At 67.2% G+C, this 17,894-nt stretch carries 12 protein-coding genes; 7 read left to right on the forward strand and 5 right to left on the reverse strand.

Going from position 1 to position 17,894, the window contains the following annotated elements:
• Positions 1-148: 148 nt before the first annotated feature.
• Both mfd and AC5P9F_RS01450 read left to right on the forward strand, forming a co-directional pair.
• Complete coding sequence (gene mfd, locus AC5P9F_RS01445; protein ID WP_114618497.1) at positions 149-3,613, forward strand: transcription-repair coupling factor; 3,465 nt, start codon at positions 149-151, stop codon at positions 3,611-3,613.
• A 44-nt stretch (positions 3,614-3,657) separates the two neighbouring features.
• On the forward strand, positions 3,658-4,275 hold the full coding sequence (locus tag AC5P9F_RS01450) for an HD-GYP domain-containing protein (RefSeq protein WP_099497556.1): 618 nt from the start codon (positions 3,658-3,660) through the stop codon (positions 4,273-4,275).
• Between the two features lie 620 nt (positions 4,276-4,895).
• Here AC5P9F_RS01450 and AC5P9F_RS01455 read toward each other — a convergent pair.
• Positions 4,896-6,989, reverse strand: coding sequence for a M13 family metallopeptidase (locus tag AC5P9F_RS01455; protein WP_005412666.1), 2,094 nt, complete (start codon positions 6,987-6,989; stop codon positions 4,896-4,898).
• A gap of 161 nt (positions 6,990-7,150) precedes the next feature.
• On the reverse strand, positions 7,151-7,900 hold the full coding sequence (gene gpmA / locus AC5P9F_RS01460; RefSeq protein ID WP_005408679.1) for a 2,3-diphosphoglycerate-dependent phosphoglycerate mutase: 750 nt from the start codon (positions 7,898-7,900) through the stop codon (positions 7,151-7,153).
• A gap of 94 nt (positions 7,901-7,994) precedes the next feature.
• On the opposite strand from gpmA, the gene nfi reads away from it, so the two are divergent.
• On the forward strand, positions 7,995-8,669 hold the full coding sequence (nfi, locus tag AC5P9F_RS01465; protein WP_111193595.1) for a deoxyribonuclease V: 675 nt from the start codon (positions 7,995-7,997) through the stop codon (positions 8,667-8,669).
• Positions 8,670-8,707: 38 nt separating this feature from the next.
• On the opposite strand, the gene AC5P9F_RS01470 is transcribed toward nfi, so the two are convergent.
• Complete coding sequence (locus tag AC5P9F_RS01470; protein ID WP_274850114.1) at positions 8,708-9,688, reverse strand: cation diffusion facilitator family transporter; 981 nt, start codon at positions 9,686-9,688, stop codon at positions 8,708-8,710.
• A 221-nt stretch (positions 9,689-9,909) separates the two neighbouring features.
• Between AC5P9F_RS01470 and AC5P9F_RS01475 the strand changes: the two genes are divergently transcribed.
• Entirely contained in the window at positions 9,910-10,836 is a 927-nt protein-coding gene (locus AC5P9F_RS01475) for a hypothetical protein (protein ID WP_005408676.1), read from the forward strand.
• A gap of 45 nt (positions 10,837-10,881) precedes the next feature.
• Here the strand turns inward: AC5P9F_RS01475 and AC5P9F_RS01480 are convergent, their stop codons facing one another.
• Positions 10,882-13,131 carry a TonB-dependent siderophore receptor gene (locus AC5P9F_RS01480; protein ID WP_495231878.1) on the reverse strand — a complete coding sequence of 750 codons (2,250 nt, stop codon included), beginning with the start codon at positions 13,129-13,131 and terminating at the stop codon, positions 10,882-10,884.
• Between the two features lie 287 nt (positions 13,132-13,418).
• On the opposite strand from AC5P9F_RS01480, the gene AC5P9F_RS01485 reads away from it, so the two are divergent.
• The gene (locus AC5P9F_RS01485; protein ID WP_062606860.1) at positions 13,419-14,834 is read left to right on the forward strand and encodes a GGDEF domain-containing protein; all 1,416 of its coding nucleotides are present in this window, start codon (positions 13,419-13,421) and stop codon (positions 14,832-14,834) included.
• Between the two features lie 82 nt (positions 14,835-14,916).
• Here the strand turns inward: AC5P9F_RS01485 and AC5P9F_RS01490 are convergent, their stop codons facing one another.
• On the reverse strand, positions 14,917-16,134 hold the full coding sequence (locus AC5P9F_RS01490) for an MFS transporter (protein ID WP_274850113.1): 1,218 nt from the start codon (positions 16,132-16,134) through the stop codon (positions 14,917-14,919).
• Between the two features lie 75 nt (positions 16,135-16,209).
• On the opposite strand from AC5P9F_RS01490, the gene AC5P9F_RS01495 reads away from it, so the two are divergent.
• Together AC5P9F_RS01495 and AC5P9F_RS01500 are read left to right on the forward strand one after the other, a co-directional pair.
• Positions 16,210-16,659 (forward strand): winged helix-turn-helix transcriptional regulator, encoded by a 450-nt coding sequence (locus AC5P9F_RS01495; protein ID WP_062606841.1) that lies wholly within the window; start codon positions 16,210-16,212, stop codon positions 16,657-16,659.
• Between the two features lie 73 nt (positions 16,660-16,732).
• Entirely contained in the window at positions 16,733-17,860 is a 1,128-nt protein-coding gene (locus AC5P9F_RS01500; RefSeq protein ID WP_062606839.1) for a metallophosphoesterase, read from the forward strand.
• Positions 17,861-17,894 lie beyond the last annotated feature (34 nt).

The raw sequence follows: 17,894 nt of genomic DNA on the forward strand, positions 1-17,894 counted from the left end.
GGATGCGCCGGGCCCTGCCCGGCCATGCCTCCCGGTAGTGCCGGCCGCTGGCCGGCATTGTGTTCCCCCAACGGCACGTGAGGCCGTCGGCAAACGGCCGGCACGACCCACCGGGCTTCGATCGGGCTTCTGCTAAAATCCGGGGTCCATGTCGCGTACCTCATACCCCGCCCCGCCGCTGCCGCGCGCCGGCCAGCTCCGCGCCTGGTGGCGCGCCCCCGCCTCGCCGACCGCCCTGGCCTGGTACCTGGCCCAGGCCGCGCGTGCGCATGACGCCCCGCTGCTGGTGATCGCCCGTGACAACCACGGTGCCAACCAGCTCGAAGCCGACCTGCAGACCCTGCTTGGCGGTGACCCGGCCCTGCCGGTGGTCGCCTTCCCGGACTGGGAAACCCTGCCGTACGACCGCTTCAGCCCGCATCCGGACATCATCTCGCAGCGCTTGTCCGCCCTGCACCGCCTGCCGGCGCTGAAGCGCGGCCTGGTGATCGTGCCGGTGCAGACCCTGCTGCAGCAGCTGGCCCCGCGCAGCTATGTGATCGGTGGCAGCTTTGACCTGAAAGTCGGCCAGCGCCTGGACCTGGAAGCCGAGAAGCGTCGCCTGGAAAGCGCCGGCTACCGCAACGTGCCGCAGGTGATGGACCCAGGTGACTTCGCGGTGCGCGGCGGCCTGCTCGACGTGTTCCCGATGGGCGCCGACGAGCCGCTGCGGGTAGAACTACTGGACGAGGACATCGACTCGATCCGTGCCTTCGATCCGGAAAGCCAGCGTTCGCTGGACAAGGTCGAGGCGGTGCACATGCTGCCCGGCCGCGAAGTGCCGATGGACGAGGCCAGCATCGCACGCGTGCTGGCCACGCTGCGCGAGCGTTTCGATGTGGATACCCGGCGCAGTTCGCTGTACCAGGATCTGAAGTCCGGGCTGGTCCCGGCCGGCGTCGAGTACTACCTGCCGCTGTTCTTCGAACGCACCGCGACCCTGTTCGACTACCTGCCCGACGGCAGCCTGCCGGTGGTCTGTACCGGTGCGTATGAAGCGTCCGTCGCGTTCTGGGCGCAGACCGCGGACCGCTATGAGCAGCGCCGCCATGATGTGGAGCGCCCGCTGCTGCCGCCTTCGGCGTTGTACCTGTCGCCGGAGCTGCTGCGCGAGCGCCTGAACGATGCCCCGCGCATCGAGGTGTGGTCGGCTGACCACGCGCGCATCGCCGATGCCCATGCGCTGGGTGACCAGCCGCTGCCGCCGCTGCCGGTGGCCGCGCGCGAGGCCCCCGCTGGCGACGCGCTGAAATCCTTCCTCGGCCACTATCCGGGCCGGGTACTGATCGCCGCCGATTCGCCCGGACGTCGCGAGGCCCTGCTGGAAGTGCTGCAGGCCGCCGAGCTGAAGCCGCCGGTGGTGGCCGACCTGCCCAGCTTCCTCGCCGACGATGCGCGCTTCGCGATCGCGGTGGCACCGCTGGAAGATGGCTTCGCACTGGACGATCCGCGCATCGCGGTGCTGACCGAGCGCCAGCTGTTCCCCGAGCGCGCCGGCAGCACCCGCCGCACGCGCCGTGCCGGCCGCGAGCCGGAAGCGATCATCCGCGACCTCGGCGAACTGACCGAGGGTGCACCGATCGTGCACGAGGACCATGGTGTCGGCCGCTACCGTGGCCTGATCGCGATGGACGTCGGCGGCATGCCCGGCGAGTTCCTCGAAATCGAATACGCCAAGGGCGACCGCCTGTATGTGCCGGTCGCCCAGCTGCACCTGATCAGCCGCTACTCCGGCGCTTCAGCGGAAACCGCGCCGCTGCATTCGCTCGGTGGCGAGCAGTGGAGCAAGGCCAAGCGCAAGGCCGCCGAAAAGGTGCGCGACGTCGCTGCCGAACTGCTGGAGATCCAGGCCCGTCGCCAGGCGCGTGCCGGCCTGGCACTGCAGGTGGACCGTGCGATGTACGAGCCGTTCGCAGCCGGATTCCCGTTCGAGGAAACCCCCGATCAGCTGGCCGCCATCGACGCCACCCTGCGCGACCTCGCCAGCAGCCAGCCGATGGACCGTGTGGTCTGCGGCGACGTCGGTTTCGGCAAGACCGAGGTGGCGGTGCGTGCGGCATTCGCCGCCGCCAGTGCCGGCAAGCAGGTGGCCGTGCTGGTGCCGACCACGCTGCTGGCCGAACAGCATTACCGCAACTTCCGCGACCGCTTCGCCGATTACCCGCTGAAGGTCGAGGTGCTGTCGCGCTTCAAGAGCACCAAGGAGATCAAGGCCGAGCTGGAAAAGGTCGCCGCCGGCACCATCGACGTCATCGTCGGCACCCATCGCCTGCTGCAGCCCGACGTGAAGTTCAAGGACCTGGGCATGGTCATCGTCGACGAAGAGCAGCGTTTCGGCGTGCGCCAGAAGGAAGCCCTGAAGGCGCTGCGCGCCAACGTGCACCTGCTGACCCTGACCGCCACGCCGATCCCGCGCACCTTGAACATGGCCATGGCCGGCCTGCGTGACCTGTCGATCATCGCCACGCCGCCGCCGAACCGGCTGGCGGTGCAGACCTTCATCACCCAGTGGGACAACGCGCTGCTGCGCGAAGCCTTCCAGCGCGAGCTGGCACGTGGCGGCCAGCTGTACTTCCTGCACAACGACGTGGAAAGCATCGGCCGCATGCAGCGCGAGCTGTCCGAGCTGGTGCCGGAAGCGCGCATCGGCATCGCCCACGGGCAGATGCCCGAGCGCGAGCTGGAAAAGGTGATGCTGGACTTCCAGAAGCAGCGCTTCAACGTGCTGCTGTCGACCACGATCATCGAATCGGGCATCGACATCCCCAACGCCAACACCATCATCATCAACCGCGCCGACCGCTTCGGCCTGGCCCAGCTGCACCAGCTGCGTGGCCGCGTGGGCCGTTCGCACCACCGTGCCTACGCCTACCTGATCACCCCCGACCGCCGCGCGATCACCCCCGACGCTGAGAAGCGCCTGGAAGCGATCGCCTCGATGGACGAGTTGGGCGCCGGCTTCACCCTGGCCACGCACGATCTGGAGATCCGCGGTGCCGGCGAACTGCTCGGCGAGGACCAGAGCGGGCAGATGGCCGAGGTCGGCTTCAGCCTGTACACCGAGCTTCTGGAGCGCGCGGTACGCAGCATCAAGCAGGGCAAGCTGCCCGACCTGGATGCCGGCGAGGAAGTGCGTGGTGCCGAGGTCGAGCTGCATGTGCCGGCATTGATCCCGGAAGACTACCTGCCGGACGTGCATACCCGCCTGACCCTGTACAAGCGTATTTCCAGCGCGCGCGACAGCGATGCGCTGCGCGAACTGCAGGTGGAGATGATCGATCGCTTCGGCCTGCTGCCGGATGCGGCCAAGCACCTGTTCGCCATCGCCGAGCTGAAGCTGAAAGCCAACGCGCTGGGCATCCGCAAGCTGGACCTGGGTGAGAACGGTGGCCGCATCGTGTTTGAGTCCAAGCCGAACATCGATCCGATGGCGGTGATCCAGCTGATCCAGAAACAGCCAAACCTCTATGCCATGGAAGGGCCCGACAAGCTTCGCATCAAGCATCCGCTGCCGTTGCCGGAGGACCGCTTCAACGCGGCCCGCGCCCTTCTGACCACCCTCGCCCCGGGTTGATCGCCCCCGAACACCCCGCACCGGTCCCCACCCGGTGCGGGCGGATGACCATGTTTCCTGACGCCGTACCCGCCCCCGACCTGCTGCATGCACAGGCCTGCCTGATCGATGCCCTCTCGATGTCGCTGCAGATGCGCGACGCTTACACCCGCCACCATTGCGACCGCGTTGGCCTGCTCGCGCAGCGCCTGGCCACGCACTGCGATCTGGATGACGAGGCCAGTGCGCAGATCGGCCTGGCCGCACGCTTCCATGACATCGGCAAGATCGGCATTCCCGATGAGGTGCTGCTGGCCCCGCGCCGGCATACCGACGAGGAGCGCGCGATCATGCGCGAGCATCCGGTGCGCGGTGAACACATGTTCCTGGCCACTGGCCGCAGCGACGCGGCACCGGTTGCGCGGCTGATCCGCGCCCATCACGAGGCGTTCGATGGCAGTGGCTATCCCGATGGGCTGCGCGGCGAGAGCATTCCGTTGGGCTCACGCATCGTCACCGTTGCGGATGCCTATGACGCGATGACCAGCGTGCGTCCCTACCGTGCCGCGATGGAACACGAGACGGCACTGCGCATCATCGACGAGCAATCCGGTGGTCTGATCGACCCTTACGTTCTGCAACGCTTCCATCGCCTGCTGGCGCAGGAACCTGAGCTGGCCTGAGATCTCCCCGCACGTGAAACGACCCGGCGGTAGAGTCGACTGTTAGTCGACTGCTCCTCGGATCGAAAAAATCCCGCGCTGCGCGCGATAGTCGACCAACGGTCGACTCTACCAAGCGGACTCCGTCGAACCGGTTGGTCGACTCCCGGCACGTCAAACGACCCGCCGGTAGAGTCGACTGTTAGTCGACTGCTCTTCGTCCAGATCGAGAAAATCCTGCGCTGCGCGCGATAGTCGACCAACGGTCGACTCTACCAAGCGGATTCCGTCGAACCGGTTGGTCGACTCCCGGCACGTGAAACGACCCGCCGGTAGAGTCGACTGTTAGTCGACTGCCCTTCGTCCAGATCGAGAAAATCCCGCGCTACGCGCGATAGTCGACCAACGGTCGACTCTACCAAGCGGATTCCGTCGAACCGGTTGGTCGACTCCCGGCACGTGAAACGACCCGGCGGTAGAGTCGACTGTTAGTCGACTGCTCTTCGGATCGAGAAAATCCCGCGCTGCGCGCGATAGTCGACTGACAGTCGACTCTACCCGTCCCCTCATCGCTGTCGGCCTGAAAAACAAAAGGCCCGGCGTTCGCCGGGCCTTTCGCATCACGCATCACGGGTGATCGGTTACCAGATCACCACGCGCTTGTCGTCGGCACGCACCATCGCGTCGCCGGCCTTGCACTGGAACGCCGCAGCGAAGGACGGCATGTTCGACGGTGCACCGTTGGCTCGGAAGTTGGCCGGCGCATGCGGGTCGGTGTTCAGGCGTACGCGCAGCTCACCGTCGGTGAAGTTGCGGCGCCACACGGTGGCCCAGTTCATGAAGAAGCGCTGGTCCTGGCTGTGGCCATCCACTTCCACATTCGCCTTCGGGTCTTCCTTCAGCGCCATCTGCAGTGCGTCGTAGGCCACGGTCAGGCCACCCAGGTCGCCGATGTTCTCGCCCAGGGTCAGCTTGCCCTTCACGAACACGCCCGGCACCGACTCGTAGCCATCGAACTGTGCAACCAGCTGGTCGGTACGCTCGGTGAAGGCCTTGCGGTCGGCGTCGGTCCACCAGTTGTCGAAATTGCCGTTGGCGGCGAACTGGCTGCCCGAGTCGTCGTAGCCGTGCATCATTTCGTGGCCGATGACCGCACCGATGCCGCCGTAGTTCAGCGCCGGATCGGCCTTGGCGTCGAAGAACGGCGCCTGCAGGATCGCCGCCGGGAACACGATCTCGTTCTTGGTGGCGTTGTAGTAGGCGTTGACCGTCTGCGGGGTCATGCCCCACTCGGTCTTGTCCACCGGCTTGCCGATCTTGTCCAACATGTAGCGGTAGTTGAACGCACGCGCTGCCTGCATGTTGCCCAGGTAGCTGTCGCCGTTGGTCTGCAGGCCCGCCCAGTCACGCCACTTGTCCGGGTAACCGATCTTCGGGGTGAAGCTGGCCCACTTTTCTAGTGCCTTCTTCTTCGTTTCCTCGCCCATCCACGGCAGCTGCTCCAGACGCGCCTTCAATGCCTGCGACAGGTTCTCCACCAGGTGCTGCATGGCCACCTTCGACTCGGCCGGGAACACGGCGTCGACGTACAGCTGGCCAAGGGCTTCACCCATGCCACCGTTGACCGACTCCAGCACGCGCTTCCAGCGCGGCTGCATTTCCTGCTGGCCGCGCAGGGTCTTGCCATAGAACTCGAAGTTGGCCTTCTCGAACTGGCTGCTCAGGTACGGCGAGGCGTCGTCTATGGTGTGGAAGCGCAGGTAGGCCTGCCAGGTGCTGGCCGGCACATCGGCCAGCATCTTGTCCATTTCACCGAAGAAGCCCGGCTGGGCCAGCGAGAACTTCTGTGCGGCCGGCACCTTCAGGGTGTCGAACAGCGCGGTCCAGCTGAAGTTCGGGGTCAGCTTGTCGGCGTCTGCGGCGCTGAGCGGGTTGTAGCGCTTGGCCGGGTCACGCATTTCGATGCGCGACATCGAGGCCTTGGCCAGGCGGGTCTCAAAGGCCATCACGGCCTTGGCCTGCTCGGCGGCCTGCGCGGCGTCCACGCCGGACAGAGTCAGCACCTGCGCGATGTAGGCCACGTAGGCGTCGCGGATCTTGGCCTGCGCATCGTCGAAGTAGTAGCCCTTCTCCGGCAGGCCCAGGCCGCCCTGGCCGACGTAGGCGATGACGTTGGCCGAATCCTTGTAATCAGCATTGGCAAACAGCGAGAACAGCACGCCCTTGCCCTCGGCCTGGCTGTCGCGCAGGTACTGGGTGATGGCGGCGGTATCGTTCAGCGCGGTGATCTTGTCCAGCTGCGGCTGCAGCGGCGCGAGGCCGGCGGATTCGATCTTGGCTTCGTCATTGCCGGTCTTCCATATGTCACCGATCTTGGCTTCCACCGAGCCGGCCTTGGCCTGGCTGGCGGCGGCCTGCTGCACCAGCGCGTGCTGCACTTCCAGCGAGCGCTCGCGCAGGATCTCGAAGCTGCCCCAGGTGGTCTGGTCACCCGGCACCGGGTTGGCCTTCAGCCACTTGCTGTTGACGAAGCCATTGAGGTCGGTACAGGCCGAGATGGCCGGATCCAGGTCGGCGCTGTTGAGCGAGATCAGCGGCGTCTTGATCTGCGACAGGTCGAAGGCCGGTTTGGCGTCGGCACCGGCCGCCGGTGCGGTTTCGTTCTTGCCACAGGCCGCCAGCGAGGCAGCGATGGCGATGGTCAGGCCCAGCGGGACCAGGTTGCGGACGTTCATGAGGCTCTCCTGCGGGTAATTTCACAGGGTAGCCGGGGAGGCCCACGACAGGGACCGGCCAAAGGTCACAGGGGGAACGCCCGTGGTCGCAAGCGGGTGTGTGCGGACCGTTGGTCCGCACACACCCAGCAGAAGAATACCCACCAACGGTGGGTATCTACTTATTTCGCCTTGCCCTGGTTGGCCACGGCTTCAGCAGCCTTGCGCGCCGCTTCCGGGTCGCCCAGGTAGCGGAACGACTGCACCGTCAGGTCGTCGTTCAGTTCGAACAGCAGCGGGATGCCGGTCGGGATGTTCAGCTCGAGGATTTCCTCGCGCGAGACATTGTTGAGGTACTTGTACAGCGCGCGCAGCGAGTTGCCGTGGGCGGTGACCAGCACGGTCTTGCCGTCCTTCAGCTGCGGCGCGATCGCGTCGTGCCAGTACGGCAGCACGCGATCCAGGGTGGTGGCCAGCGATTCGGTGCCCGGCAGCGCGTTGCGGTCCAGGCCGGCGTAGCGGCGGTCATGGATCGGGTGGCCCGGATCTTCCAGCTCCATCGGCGGCGGCGGGATGTCGTACGAACGGCGCCACACCTTGACCTGCTCCTCGCCGTGCTTGGCGGCGGTCTCGGCCTTGTCCAGGCCCTGCAGGCCGCCGTAGTGACGCTCGTTGAGGCGCCAGGACTTGTTCACCGGCAGCCAGTCCTGCTCCAGCTCGGCCAGCGCACCCTGAAGGGTGTGGATGGCGCGCTTCAGTACGGAGGTATGGGCGACGTCGAACTGCAGGCCTTCCTCGCGCATGAGGCGACCGGCGGCGGCCGCTTCCCGGCGCCCCTGCTCGGTCAGGTCGACATCGACCCAGCCGGTGAAGCGGTTGTCCAGGTTCCACTGGCTCTGGCCATGGCGCAACAGTACGAGTTTACGGGTCACTGCAGGGTCTCCAACGCGAGGAAAGGCAGGCCGCCATTGTAGCCCCGGCTGCCGCTCACCGGGCCGTGGCGCCGCGCATGCGATGCTCCAGCCAATGAACACGGTGATCGACCCCGGGCGCTGGGAAGGCAGCGTCGCCGCTGCCCGCGCGCAGCAGACCCAGCTTGCCAGCCGCGTGGAGCGCCAGGACCGCCTGCCCAACGACGTGCGCTGGCTGGCCGGGCTGGATGTGGGCTTTGAGGACAACGGTGCCACCACCCGCGCCGCAGCGGTCCTGCTGGATGCGAAGACATTGCAGCCCGTGGCGCAGGAAATAGCGCGCATTCCCACGGTGATGCCGTACATTCCCGGCCTGCTCAGCTTCCGCGAGCTGCCAGCGTTGTTGGCCGCGCTGGCACTGCTGCCGCGGGCGCCGGATCTGGTGTTCGTCGATGGCCACGGCATCAGCCATCCGCGCAGACTGGGCGTGGCCGCGCATCTGGGCGTGGTCACCGACCTGCCGAGCATCGGCGTGGCCAAGTCGAAACTGGTGGGCCGGTTCGTCGAACCAGGTGCCGAAGCAGGCGCGCATACGCCATTGATGGACGGTGACGAGCAGCTCGGCTGGGTGCTGCGCAGCAAGGTGCGCTGCAAGCCGCTGTTCGTGGCCGGCGGCCATCGGGTCAGTGCCGATACCGCGCTGGACTGGGTGCAGCGCACCCTGCGCGGTTACCGGCTGCCGGAGCCGACCCGGCTGGCGGATCGGCTGGCTTCACGTCGGGACGAATAGCTGCGCCGGGCATCTCCCGGCACGAGCGTCATCTTCGATCAGCGATGCACGTGACCGCGATGGCCCTGCGCGTCCTCGCCGTGGTCATGGCCTTCATGGGCCTCGTGCTCACCGCCCTTGGCCGGCGCCGGTTCACCACAGGCCTCGCCGCAGTGGTCCGCTTCGATCTGCAGCGTCACGTGCTCGATGCCGAAGTCATCGTGCAGGCGCGCTCCCAGCTCGCGGCGCAGCGCGTCGGCATCGGTGCCATCGCGCATCACGACATGCGCGGTCAGCGCCGGCGTGCTGGAGGCCAGCGCCCACACGTGCAGGTCATGCACGTCCATTACCGCGGCATGGCTGGACAGGCTGTCGCGCACCTTGGCCACGTCCATGCCCTTGGGCACGCCTTCCAGCAGCACGTTGATCGCCTCGCGCATCAGCACCCAGGTGCGCGGCAACACCCACAGGCCGATCAGCACCGCCAGGATCGGATCGATCGGCTTCCAGCCGGTGAACTGGATCAGCACCGCACCCGCAATCACCGCCACCGAGCCGAGCATGTCCGCCCACACTTCCAGGTAGGCGCCCTTCACGTTGAGGCTCTCGCCGCTGCCGGCCTGCAGCAGGCGCATCGAGATCAGGTTGATGACCAGGCCGGCCGAGGCGATCACCAGCATGCCGGTGGAGGCGATCTCCTGCGGCTTGCTGAAGCGCCCGACGGCTTCCCACAGGATGTAGCCGGCAACCACGAACAGCATCGCGCCGTTGATCATTGCGCCCAGCGCTTCCAGGCGCGCATAGCCGTAGGTGCGACGCGCATCCGGCGGGCGCCGGCTCAGCCGCACCGCGACCAGCGCGATCATCAGGGCCAGCGCGTCGGTGGCCATGTGTGCCGCGTCGGACAACAGCGCCAGGCTGTTGGTCCAGAACGCGCCCACCACTTCGATGACGAGGAAGGTGGAGGTCAGGCCGAGCGCCCACCACAAGGGTTTCTCGTGGCGGATCTCGGATGGCAGGTGATCGTGGTCGTGGCCCATGGCAACAGCTCCTTTGCGATGGAGGCAGGCTACGCCGGCGGCCGTGGGGAAACTATCACGGTGTTTATAACATTGCAGACTGCACGTCGCGGCTCGCCGCAGCTTGCGCCCGTGCCGGGCCACACTATGATGACCGCATCCCCTCTGGATGGGGAACGGGCAGCCGGACCGCTTCGGCGTTGCTGCCCGCAATGGACACCCAAGCACAAGGAATCCGGAACATGTGGACTACCAAGACCCCCTGGGTCGCCGTCGCCGTGGCCTGCGCGCTGGGCACGGCCGCAAGCGCCTCGGCCAAGACCTGCCAGCAGAACTTCCAGGCGGTAGGCGATCCCCGCAATGGCCAGTTCTTCACCTCCGAAGTCACCCTCCCCGGCCTGAAGCCCCGCAGCGCCCTGGGCCAGCTGCGCAAGGCAGCGCTTGATGAGGGCAACAACTTCGTCAGCGGAGATGTCATCACCGAGACCGAAGGCCAGATGTACGTGCTGCAGACCGACACCAAGATGCCGCTGGTCAGCATCATCACCGCCTCCAATGGCGGCAACGTGGTGGTTGGCACCAAGCTGTCACGCGGGCAGACCGCCAAGGAAGAGGACGCACGCAGCGCGCTGTGTGGCTGGCTGGACAAGCTCAAGACCGGCCCCGAAGGCGAGGCGATCGCGGAAGCCGTGCGTGTCTCCAGCGGTTTCGACAAGCCGATCCAGGCCACTGCGGTCGGCATGTCCACCGAAATGGGCAAGGACGCCAAGCGGCTGCAGCGGGAAATCAACACCGCACCGCTCAGGGCGCTGTTCTCCGGCACCAGCACCCCGCCGGATACCGATGCGATGTACCAGCCGTTGCTCGTCAAGTATTTCGGCCGTCGTTTCATCATCGATGGCCAGGTGTACACCGCCCAGCCCAACCGCTTTGCCAAGACCTTCGAGGTGGGCTATCTGGTCACCAAGATGAAGGGCATCGGTGGCATCGGCGGACGCCAGTCGAACGACGACAACAATGCCAACTTCACCGTGCACTGTGCGCTGGCGCCGGATCAGATGGCGCTGGGCGCCACCCTGCGCGAGAACGACTGGGTGAAACTGGAAGGCGTGGTCGACAAGATGGACACCGGTGGCGTCCACCTGCGCGATTGCCGGCAGGTGAAGTAGCCTTCAGGCTGCGCCGGGGAACGCCCCGGCGCAGGCCTCATCGGGTCAGAACCCGAAGCGCAGGCTGGCCCAGTACGCGCGGCCCGGCTCGTTGTAGGTCGCCGCGCCGGCATCGCTGCTGTTGGCCTCGCGGAACAGGCGCTTGTCGGCCAGGTTGTTCACGCCGAAGCCGAAGCTGACCGTCTCGGTCACCTTGTAGCGCGCGCTCACGCCCCAGATGTTGTATGCACCGCGATCCTGCAGTGCGATCGATGGGTCGCAGGTGCCGGTGCAGCGCGGATCATTGTTGATGTTGGTAGTGGCCGGCTTCTGCTTGCCGTAGAACGTGCCGGTCAGCAGCAGCGACAGCTTGTCGGTGGCCTGCCAGTCCAGCATCGTGTTGACGGTGTACTTCGGAATCACCGACAGCGGCTGGCCGGTGCGCTTGTTCTCGTTCTCCACCATGTAGGTGAAGTTGTTGCTCCACTTCAGGCGGTTGCCCTGCTCGCCCAGCAGCGGGATTACCAGGTTGCCTTCCAGCCCCTGCACGATCGCCTTCGGCGCGTTCTCCCAGCGGAAGATGCGGCCCCTGGTGTCGGCAGTCAGGCCGATCTGGGTGTAGCCGGCCTGGATCTTGTCCTTGTAGTCGTTATGGAAGTACGTCAACGAGGCCTGCCAGCCGCTCTGCGGTGCCCACTCGATGCCGAGTTCCTTGTTCAGGCTGGTTTCCGCCTTCAGGTCCGCATTGCCGCGCATGTAGCAGCCGGCGCCCAGGCTCGGCAGTGCATTCGGGCAGCCATTGCCACGGGTGTAATACAGATAGTCCGGATTCGACTGGTACAGGTTCGGCGCCTTGAACGCCCGGGCGATGCCGCCCTTCACCACCCAGTCGCCGTTGATGCGGAACTGCGCGTTGAGGCTGGGGCTGGTGTTGTTGCCGAACTGGCTGTGGTGGTCGAAGCGCAGGCCCGGGGTAACGATCCAGCGCTCACCCAGGTAGATGTTGTCTTCGACGAACACGGCGGTGGTCTGCGCATCGGCCTTGCCCCGCGCACGATCGGCCGACAGCCCCGGGATGCCGCCGCCGCTGCTGCTGGACTGGCTCATCGAGTACGGGTCGGTCAGGCGGCTGTCCAGGTATTCAAAGCCAAGCGTCCAGATGTTCTCGGCACCACCCAGCGTGGTCGGGAAGCTCACTTCGCCGTCCAGCTGGTAGTTGCGCAGTCGCGAGGTCGACCAGTCGGTGCCGTTGAAGCTGCCTTCCGGGCCACCGGCCAGGCCTTCGTTGATGCGTGAGTTGTTCACCGCCTCCACCGCAGCTGTCACCCGCGAGGTCACGTCGCCCCAGCGGCCACGATGGGTGATCGCGCCGGTGTTGCGGTACATGCGGTTGGTCTCCGCTTCGCCCTCGGCCAGTGCCGCCAGGTCAACGCCGGTCGAGGTACCGGTGGTGCTGACCGCGCGATCACCAGCGTAGATGTTGCCCTGGCGGCTGGTGCCGGCTTCGAACTCCACCACCTGGTTGGCGGTCACGTCCCAGCGCAGCAGCGCGTTGACATCGCGGTTCTTGACGCCCTCGCGGCCGGCCGGCGGCACCGCGTTGGGGTTGGTAGCGTACTGGCGGTTGAGCTCCAGCGAGTCCGCGTCGGTCTTGTTGAGATTGCCGTACAGGCGGAACGACAGGGTGTCGGTCATCGGCCCACTCAGCTGCAGGCCGACGCGTTCGCTGCCACCTTCGGCGCTGTGTTCGGGCACCAGCCCATACAGGTCCACCGCACCGGTCAGGTCGCCGGTCGGGCGCTTGGTGATGATGTTGACCACGCCGCCGGAGGCACCGGAGCCATAGCGTGCCACCGCCGGGCCGCGCAGCACTTCGATGCGCTCGATCATTTCCGCCGGCACCCAGTTGGTGTCACCGCGGGTATTGCGCTCGCCGCTGCGCCCCATGCGCACGGCATCGCGTGCGCCGATGCGCTTGCCATCGACCAGGATCAGGGTGTTTTCCGGGCCCATGCCACGCAGGTCGATCTGGCGGTTGTTGCCGTACTGGCCCGAGGCGCTGTTGCCGGTCAGGTTGACGCCCGGCATGGTCCGCAACAGCTCGGCGATGTCGTTGGCTGGCGGCCGCCGGGCGATATCCTCGGCGGTGATGGTCGAGGTACCCAGTGCCTGGCGCGCGATCTGCGAGGCGGTGACGTGCACCGTGTCGATATCGGTGGCGTCGGTTTCGGCCTGGGCGGTCAAGGCGCTGCCCGCCAGCAGGGCGGCGACGGCAAGCGCCAGCGGGCGCGGTGAATGGACAACGGCAGGAGACATGATCAGGACCTTCTGGCAGGGCTGCGGGGCCTCTGGCAAAGGGCTTGAGGCAACGACGAGGGGGGAGGCGGAGCCGTCCTGCAGGCACCTGCAGCCCGCTCCGTGCGCGCATTCTCCCATCAATGCGAGTGATTCTCAAATGCGTTCACTCATTGCCGCAGCGGCGTCGATGTGCTTTGCGCACCGTGCAAGCCTGCACCGCGCGTAAACTGGCGGGCTACCCCGCCATCAACCGTATGCCGCCGCGGCCGATACCCGTGGTTTGCCGTACGCAGTCAGAGATCGACGTGGAACCACCCCAACTGGACGATGCCAGCCAGCCGCTGGCCGAGGCCTGGCAGCAATGCCTGCTACAGGCCGGCCCTGCCGCCACCGCGCTGCTCAAGGCCGCTGCCTCCGATGCCCCACCCGCGCTGGCCCAGCGCTTTTACGAAGTGCTGCTGCAGGACGGGCGCGCACGCCGCTTCCTGTCCCACGACCAGGTCAAGCAGCGCCTGCAGCCGGCCATGCAGCGCTGGCTGGTACAGCTGCTGACCACCGACACCGCTGGCATCGCCACCACGGTCGCCTCGCAGCGGGTGATCGGCGACGTACACGCACGGGTCGGCATCCCGGTCGACCTGGTGACGCGCGGTGCGCGCGTGCTCAAGCACGAGCTGTTCGTGCGCCTGCGCGACGACGCGCCCGACAGCGCGACCGCGTTCGCCGCCATCGCCTGCCTCAGCGCGATCATGGACATCGCCATGGAAGGCATGACCCTGGCCTACACCCATGCGCGCGAGCGCTCCACCCGTGCCGACGCCGCCTACCGGCTGTTCTCGCTGGTACAGAACGTCGGTACCGAACGCGAGCGCCAGCGCGCATTGCTGCTGGACTGGGAGAACGCCCTGCTCTACGCCCTCGCCGGCCACGTGCAGGCCAGCGACAACGCCAGCCTGGCCACCTCGGAGTTCGGCCTGTGGTTCACCCACAAGGGCATCCCCAGCTTCGGCGAAAGCAGCGAAACGCAGCAGGTGGGCCAGTTGATGGCCCGCATTGACGGCCACCTGCAGCGCGCGAGTGGCGATGCTCCGGCGCAGCGACTGGCGGTGCTGCCGGCCATCCGCGAGGACCTGGCCGCCATCCGCACCCTGATGACGCTGCTGTTCGAGCGCATCGGCGAACTGGATGCCGGCAGCGACGCGCTGACCAACCTGCTCAACCGTCGCTTCCTGCCCACCGTGCTGCGCCGGGAAATCGAGCTGGCCACGCGCAACCGCACACCGTTCTCGCTGCTGCTGCTCGACCTGGATCATTTCAAGGCAATCAACGACGGCCATGGCCACGATGCCGGCGACCGTGCGTTGCAGCACGTGGCCGGCCTGCTCGGCCAGCTCACGCGTGGCAGCGACTACCTGTTCCGCTATGGCGGCGAAGAATTCGTGGTGGTGCTGGTGGCGGCCAGCGAATCACAGGCGACCGTGATCGCCGAGAGCCTGCGCCGGCAGATCGCGCAATCGCCCGTTGCGCTGGCCAATGGCCAGGTGCTGGAGCTGACCGCCAGCATCGGCGTGGCCGGTCACGATGGTCATCCGGACTACGAGCGGTTGATGGCACGTGCCGACGCCGCGATGTACGAGGCCAAGCGCAGCGGCCGCAACCGCGTGGTGGTCGCCAGCGCGGACCTGCAGGAAGCCCCGGGGCGGCGTGCACTGCGGCGATGACGGCAGGACAGGTAGAGTCGACCGCTGGTCGACTATCGCGCGCAGCGCGGGATTTTTCGCCGTCGGAACGAAGAGCAGTCGACTAACAGTCGACTCTACCGGTTCGCGCGCCAGCCGCTGCTTTCACCGCCCCCACCCGCCATGCTGCCCACCACAGCAGCGCCAGCAACGCGATGCCTGCCCCCAGCAGGCACACAGCGGGCCAGCCATGCCGCACCTGCATCCAAGGCCCCGCCGCCGCTCCCGCACCGCTGCCCACCGCATAGAACAGCATGTACAACGCCACCAGGCGCCCATGCTGTTCTGCCGGTGCACGCAGCAACGATGCCTGGTTCGAGACATGCAGTGCCTGGCCGCCCAGGTCGAGCACGACCACACCCAGCAACAGCAAGGACAGCGAATGCGGCAGGCCCAGCAGCGGCCACCACGCGACCAGCATCAACAACAGCGCGCCGAGGCTGACCCGATGCGCGAAACCACGGTCCATCCAGTGTCCGACCCGCGCCGCCATCAGCGCACCGACCACGCCGGCCAGGCCGAGCGCGCCGATGGCTGCGGTTGACCAGTGCAGCGGCGGTGCCGACAGCGGCAAGGGTGCCGCCGCCCAGAACACATTGAGGCCGGCAAACAGCAGCAATGCCAGCGGCCCGCGCTCGCGCAGCGTTCGATCGCGGCGCAGCATGCCCTGCATCGAGCCCAGCAGCTCGCGCCAGCGTGGAGGGACCGACGGCACCGGTACTGCGGGCAGGCGCCGCCACAGCAGCGCCGCCAACGCTGCCATCACCACCGCTGACAGCAGGTAGACCCTCTGCCAGCCAAAGGCCGCCGCCACCGTACCGGACACCACGCGCGCCAGCAGCAGGCCGATGAACACGCCGCCCTGCACCACACCGACCACGCGACCGCGCTGCTCGGGCGGTGCCAGCATGGCGGTATAGGCAATCAGGCCCTGGGTCAGCGCGGTGCCCAACAGGCCTGCCAGCAGCATGCCCGACAACAGCCAGCTCGCCGTGCGTGACGCCGCCAGCCACAACAGGGCCAGCACCAGCGCGATCAACTGCAGCCGCAGCAGGCGTCGCCGGTCGCCGCAGTCCGCCAGCGGCAGCAGGCCAAGCAACGCCAGCACGCTGCCGGCCTGGGTGGCAGCCAGCACTGCGCCGGCCACGGCCCGGTCCAGCGCAAAGGCGCGTGCAAGCTGATCCAGCAGCGGCTGCGCGTAGTAGACGTTGGCGACGCTGGCGCCGGCGGCAGCCGCAAGCAGGACCAGCAGCGGGCGGGGAAGCGATGTGGCACTCACCATATGGTTGCAATTTGAAACCAGATGCAGGCTATCGCCATTGGTTTTAAACTGCAACCACATTCGGAGATACCCAGCATGCACGCCGACAGCCCCTGCCCTGTAGCCCGCAGTGCCGACCTGCTCGGTGACCGCTGGGCATTGCTGGTGATCCGCGACGCCTTCGACGGCATCACCCGCTTCGGTGATTTCCAGCGCAGCCTCGGCGCGGCGCGCAACATCCTCAGCGACCGCCTGCGCCGGCTGGTCGAGGCCGGCATCCTGCAGCTGCAGCCAGCCTCCGATGGATCGGCCTACCAGGAGTACGTGCTCACCGCCGCAGGCCTGGAACTGTTCCCGCTGCTGGTCGCACTGCGCCAGTGGGGGGAGCGCCATCGCTTCGGTGCAGGCGAAGCCCATTCGCAGCTGATCGAATTGGCGACGCGGCGGCCGCTGCCCTACATGCAGCCGCGCGGGCGCGATGGCCAGCCGCTTCAGCCCACTGCCACCCGCGTGCGCAAGCTCAAGGGCGACGGGCGCGACACCTGATCCGCCCATTCGCGCACACCGACGGACGCCCGCGCCGGTTAGCATCGGATGTTTCCGCCGCTGGATGCCGCCGATGTCGCGCTGTCGCCCTTCCCTGCTGACCGCCCTGCTGTTGCCGCTGCTGGCCTGCGCCACAGCAACCACGCAGGCCCGTGAGGTTGCCGCGCCCGCCGACCACGTGCAGGCCGATGGCCCCTATGTGTTCCGCCAGGGCAACCAGCTGCAGGCCAGTTGGATCTGCGACGACAAGGTCGAGTCGCACACACTTGCCACGCAGGCCGCAGGCGCCGACATCGCCCCGCGTTGCGGCTACGAACACAGCGTGCACGTGGCCGCCCCGAATGCACCTTCGGTCTCCGTGCTGCCGGCCGTGCCGCGCATCGTGGCGCTGTCCGACATCCACGGCCAGTACGGGCTGCTGGTGCGCCTGCTGCGTGCCCACAAGGTCATCGACGCACAGGACCGCTGGGCGCTGGGCAAGGACACCCTGGTCATCGCCGGCGATGTGTTCGACCGCGGCCCGCAGGTAACCGAAGCCTTCTGGCTGCTGTATGGCCTGCAGCAGCAGGCGGCCGCCGCCGGCGGCGCGGTGCACTTCGTGCTCGGCAACCACGAGACCATGGTGCTGTACGACGACCTGCGCTACGTCAACCCGAAATACCTGCGCAGCGCCCAGCTGCTCGGCCGCAGCTACCCGCAACTGTATGGCGCCGACTCGGTGATCGGCCAGTGGCTGCGCACCCGCCCGGTGCTGCTGAAGATCGGCGATACCCTGTTCCTGCACGGCGGCATCTCGCCCGAGGCGGTGCAGCTGGCGCTGGACCCGGCACGCACCAACGCGGCCTACCAGGCCTCGCTGGGCCTGCCCAAGGCCGAAGTGAAGGCCGACCCGGCCACCGCACCGCTGTATGACGGCAAGACCAGCCCGATCTGGTACCGCGGCTATTTCGATGGCCGCCTCGACACCGCGGGTGTGCAGGCTGTGCTCGACCGCCTGCAGCTCAAGCGCATCGTGGTTGGCCATACCTCGATGCCGCACGTCAGCAGCTTCCACGGCGACCGCGTGATCGCCATCGACAGCAGCATCAAGAACGGCGAGAACGGCGAACTGCTGTTCATCGAGGGTGGCAAGCTCAGCCGTGGCCTGCTGGATGGTTCGCGGGTGCCGCTGGCGCTGGGTGAGCCGGGCCTGCAGGACTGAATGGAGGGACAGCGCGACGGTGCCGGGAGGTGCC

This window comes from Stenotrophomonas sp. YJH_SMC_4 (assembly GCF_059371575.1).

Bases quoted from the DNA above. Each gene is read 5' to 3' on its own strand.
- mfd (WP_114618497.1), top strand. From the start codon at position 149: ATGTCGCGTACCTCATACCCCGCCCCGCCGCTGCCGCGCGCCGGCCAG.
- AC5P9F_RS01450 (WP_099497556.1), top strand. From the start codon at position 3,658: ATGACCATGTTTCCTGACGCCGTACCCGCCCCCGACCTGCTGCATGCA.
- AC5P9F_RS01455 (WP_005412666.1), bottom strand. From the start codon at position 6,989: ATGAACGTCCGCAACCTGGTCCCGCTGGGCCTGACCATCGCCATCGCT.
- nfi (WP_111193595.1), top strand. From the start codon at position 7,995: ATGAACACGGTGATCGACCCCGGGCGCTGGGAAGGCAGCGTCGCCGCT.
- AC5P9F_RS01470 (WP_274850114.1), bottom strand. From the start codon at position 9,688: ATGGGCCACGACCACGATCACCTGCCATCCGAGATCCGCCACGAGAAA.
- AC5P9F_RS01475 (WP_005408676.1), top strand. From the start codon at position 9,910: ATGTGGACTACCAAGACCCCCTGGGTCGCCGTCGCCGTGGCCTGCGCG.
- AC5P9F_RS01480 (WP_495231878.1), bottom strand. From the start codon at position 13,131: ATGTCTCCTGCCGTTGTCCATTCACCGCGCCCGCTGGCGCTTGCCGTC.
- AC5P9F_RS01490 (WP_274850113.1), bottom strand. From the start codon at position 16,134: ATGGTGAGTGCCACATCGCTTCCCCGCCCGCTGCTGGTCCTGCTTGCG.
- AC5P9F_RS01495 (WP_062606841.1), top strand. From the start codon at position 16,210: ATGCACGCCGACAGCCCCTGCCCTGTAGCCCGCAGTGCCGACCTGCTC.
- AC5P9F_RS01500 (WP_062606839.1), top strand. From the start codon at position 16,733: ATGTCGCGCTGTCGCCCTTCCCTGCTGACCGCCCTGCTGTTGCCGCTG.